This is a genomic window from Nocardioides sp. (assembly GCF_016462705.1).
Classification (GTDB): Bacteria; Actinomycetota; Actinomycetes; order Propionibacteriales; family Nocardioidaceae; genus Nocardioides.
The window spans coordinates 1-4,061 of the sequence record NZ_JAEMSS010000271.1; the positions used below are offsets into that span (position 1 = coordinate 1).

Below are 4,061 nucleotides of genomic sequence, written 5' to 3' on the forward strand. Positions count from 1 at the left end.
GCCCACAGCCGCAGCGCCGGCCGCGCGGCTCGACGATCATGTGCCCGAACTCCCCGGCGTACCCCTGTCGGCCGCGCAGCAGCCGGCCGTCGGCGACGATCCCGCCACCGACGCCGACCTCTCCGAAGATCACCAGGATGTCCTGGCGGGCCGGGTCCCCGGGCGTGGCCTCGGCGACGGCGGCCAGGTTGCCCTCGTTGTCGACGGTGACGGGGAAGGGGGCGTCCAGCCGGTCGCGCAGCAGGTCCCCCACGGGGACGTCGCGCCAGCCCAGGTTGGGTGCGTGCGTCAGCACGTCGCGCCGCCGGTCGATGAGTCCGGCCACGCCGACGGTCAGGGCCACCGGGGTGATGTCCCGGAGGGCGAGGTCGTCGAGGGTCTGCCGGACGAGCTCGACGAGGTGCTCGATGACCTCCTCGACGAGGAGCGCCCGGGCGTCGAGCCCGAGCTTGTGCTCGGTCACCACGCGACCGTCCAGGTCGAGGGCGATCGTCGAGACGTGGTTGACGTTGATCTCGGCACCGAGGCCGCAGACCCGGCCGAGGTCGGTTCGCACCACGCGCCGCCTCCGATCGGTCCCACGACAGGTGTGAGCGTCGTCACTCACTTTGTCAGATGACTGCACAAACTATGTGGAGACGTGGACGAAGGCAAGCCCTGTGACCGAGTTTGTTGTTGAGGGCGCGCCAACTAACGCCACGGGTGGACGAAGTCACGCGGCGCGGAGGGTTCAGGCCGAGCGGCTGGAGTCGGAGGAGTAGATGGCCCCGCTGACCATCCGGGCGGCGCCGATCACCCCGCCCTCGTCCCCGAGCTCGCTCAGCACGATCGGGAGGCTGCCGGTGGCCAGCGGCAGGGAGCGCCGGTAGGTCACCCCCCGGATCTCGGCGAGCAGCGCATGACCAAGGGCGGTGACGCCCCCGCCGATCACGATCATGCCCGGGTTGAAGAAGGAGACCAGGCTGGCCAGCACCTGCCCCACCCGATGGCCGCTGTCCCGGATCAGCTGCACCGCCACCGGGTCGCCCTGACCCACGGCGAGCCCGACGTCGGCCGCGGTGAGCTCGCCCTTCTCCTCCAGCAGCGCCGCCAGCGCACCGGACCGGCCGGCCCGGGCGGCCGCCGTCGCGTCCCGGGCCAGCGCCGCTCCGCCGGCGAACGCCTCAAGGCAACCGGTGTTGCCGCAGGCGCAGCTGGGGCCGAAGTCGTCGACGCGGATGTGCCCGATGTCCCCGGCGCACCCGTCGACCCCGCGGTAGAGCTCGCCGTCGACGACGATCCCGCAGCCGATGCCGGTCCCGATCTTGACGAAGAGGAAGTCCCGCGCGGCCCGGGCGACCCCCGCGTGCTGCTCCCCGACCGCCAGCACGTTGACGTCGTTGTCGAGGACGACCGGGCAGCCCAGGTCGCGGGAGACGGCGTCCCGGACCGGGTAGCCGTCCCAGCCGGGCATGATCGGGGGCGAGACCGAGACGCCGCGGTGGAAGTCCACCGGTCCGGGCACGCCCACGCCGGCCCCGCTCAGCCGGGTGACGCCGGCCTCGGCCATCACCTCGCGCAGCACCTCGAGGGCGTCCGCGAGCACCACCTCCGGCCCCTGCCGGATGTCGCTCTGGCGGCGGTGCATGGCGAGGGTGGTCAGCCGCCCGTCCGTGACCCCGACCGAGAGACCCGTGGCGCCGATCGAGATCCCGGCGAACCGGATGTCCGGGGAGAGGTCGACCAGCGTCGAGCGGCGGCCGCCCCGCGAGGCGGCCGGGCCGGCCTCGACGGCGAGGCCGAGCTCCCCGAGCCGGGCCACCTCGGCGCCGATCGTGGTCCGGGAGACCTGGAGCGCGTCGGCCAGCTGGGCCTTGGACAAGGGGCCCTCGTCGCGCAGCTGCGCCAGCAGCCGAGCCTGCATCGGGCTCTCGGCCCGACCCGCCAGCGATGGACGCACGCGGGCATCCTTGCACTCAGCCCGAAGCGGGGGTGCGCAGCACGGTGACCGCGAAGTCGGCCGCGTCGTGCCAGGCCCGCAGGTCCCACGTGGCGAACCGGTGCTCGTGACGGAGCCCGGCCTCGTCGGCAGCCCGGTCGAAGGTGTCGAGCGAGAGCTCCCGGTTGGTGTGGAAGCCGGTCACCACGAACCCGTCGGCGCGGACATGGGCGGCCACCCTGCGCAGGGCGGCGGCCTCGGTGCCGGGGGCCAGGAAGACCATCACGTTGCCGGCCAGCACGGCTCCGTCGAACGGCTCGCTCTCACCCGCGGCGGCCAGGTCGAGCTCGGTGAGGTCGGCGACCAGCCAGCGCGGGCCGGGGTGGTCGGCCTCGGCCGCCTCGATCAGCACCGGGTCGGCGTCCACGCCCACGACCCTGTGGCCGCGCTCGTGCAGCACCGCCCCGACCCGGCCCGGCCCGCAGCCCGCGTCGAGCACCCGGCCGCCCCGCGGCAGCATCGCGTCGATCAGCCGTGCCTCACCGCCCAGGTCGTCACCCTCGGCGGCCATCCGGCGGAACCGCTCGACGTACCACTCCGAGTGCCCGGCCTTGGTCTCGGTCACCCATCGCGTCGGCTCGGCCACCCACTCACCCTACGAGGGCTGTGCGAGCCCCGCGATCCGGTCCGCGACCGCGTCCCCGAACTCGGCGTGCCCGGCGTACGTCAGGTGCAGGTCGTCGTCGAGATAGCTCAGGTCCAGGTCCGTGGTGGTCACGTAGCCCACACCGTGCTGGTCCGACAGCTCGGCCAGCAGCGCGTCGACGTGCGGGATCCTGGCCGCTCTGGACGGGGCGCTGGCCGGGCCGACGACGACCACCCTCGGCACGCCGGCGGCGCGCAGGACCTCGACGAGCCGCGCGAAGCCGGCGCGGATCTCGGCGTCGGAGTGGTCCCAGTCGTTGAGCCCTCCCTCGACGACCACGAGGTCGGCGCCCGCGACGACGGCACCCGCCCGGTCGGCGAAGGAGACCGGCCCGCACGGCGAGGCCGAGGCACTGAACCCGGACCCGGAGAACCCGGCGACGTGCACCCGGCCGGGCAGCCGCGAGGGCCACGAGCGCACGGGCTGAGCCAACCCGAGGCCGGCGGACCAGGAGTCACCGATCACGACGACGCGGTCACCAGCGCCGGTGACCAGGCCGGCTCGCGCCGTCGAGTCGGCGCCGAACTGCTCGCACCGGCTCTCACCGCCGGCGATCGCCCGGCTCATCGCGGCGGTCGAGAGGGCGAGCACCAGCGCAGCGACCAGCACCGCCACCCGAGTACGCACCGGGAAAGTGTGCGGACCGGAGTCGGCTCACCCCATGGCCCGTTCGGGTGGTTCGAGGACTACCAGGGCCAGCCGGACTACACGGAGTAGGACGCCAGCTCGCCGGCCAGGTCGGCATTGGCGCGGCCGGCGACGACCGTGCCCTCGGGGGTGTGCTCCATCGAGTCGATCTCGCCCTGCTGGTGGATCTTGTTGATGAGGTCGCCGCGCTCGTAGGGCAGCAGGGCGGTGAACGCGACGCCGGGCCGCGGCAGCTCACCCTCGACCAGCTCACGCAGCGCGTCGATGCCCTGGCCGGTGCGGGCGCTGACCACGATCGAGTGCGGCTCGGCGCGCTGCAGCCGGGCGAGCACGAGCGGGTCGGCGGCGTCCGCCTTGTTGATCACGATGATCTCGGCGACCTCGCCGGCCTCGACCTCGGCGAACACCTCTCGCACCGCGGAGATCTGGCCCTCCGGGTCGGGGTGCGAGCCGTCGACGACGTGCAGGATCAGGTCGGCGTCGGCCACCTCCTCCAACGTGGAGCGGAAGGCCTCGACGATCTGGTGGGGCAGGTGCCGGACGAACCCGACGGTGTCGCTCAGCGTGAAGACCCGGCCGTCGGACGTCGTCGTCCGCCGCGTCGTGGGGTCGAGGGTCGCGAACAGCGAGTCCTCGACCAGCACGCCGGCGTCGGTGAGCCGGTTGAGCAGCGAGGACTTGCCGGCGTTGGTGTAGCCGGCGATCGCGACCGCCGGGATCTGCCGGGCCCTGCGGGTCGAGCGCTTGGAGACGCGGGTCTTCCGCATCTCCTTGAGCTCGCGGTTGAGG

The 4,061-nt window shown here is 73.6% G+C and carries 5 protein-coding genes; all 5 read right to left on the bottom strand.

Annotation, left to right across the window (positions count from 1 at the left end):
• Positions 1-556, bottom strand: a 556-nt coding sequence (locus JHD21_RS21185) for an ROK family protein (protein WP_292679454.1), incomplete at its 3' end; no start/stop codon positions are given.
• A gap of 174 nt (positions 557-730) precedes the next feature.
• Positions 731-1,939: an ROK family transcriptional regulator gene (locus tag JHD21_RS21190; protein ID WP_292679456.1), complete on the bottom strand. Its 1,209-nt coding sequence runs from the start codon at positions 1,937-1,939 to the stop codon at positions 731-733.
• 16 nt (positions 1,940-1,955) lie between these two features.
• Positions 1,956-2,564, bottom strand: coding sequence for a class I SAM-dependent methyltransferase (locus JHD21_RS21195; RefSeq protein WP_292679457.1), 609 nt, complete (start codon positions 2,562-2,564; stop codon positions 1,956-1,958).
• Between the two features lie 9 nt (positions 2,565-2,573).
• Positions 2,574-3,251: an SGNH/GDSL hydrolase family protein gene (locus JHD21_RS21200; protein ID WP_292679458.1), complete on the bottom strand. Its 678-nt coding sequence runs from the start codon at positions 3,249-3,251 to the stop codon at positions 2,574-2,576.
• Between the two features lie 77 nt (positions 3,252-3,328).
• A partial coding sequence (gene hflX, locus JHD21_RS21205; RefSeq protein WP_292679460.1) for a GTPase HflX occupies positions 3,329-4,061 on the bottom strand: 733 nt, incomplete at its 5' end.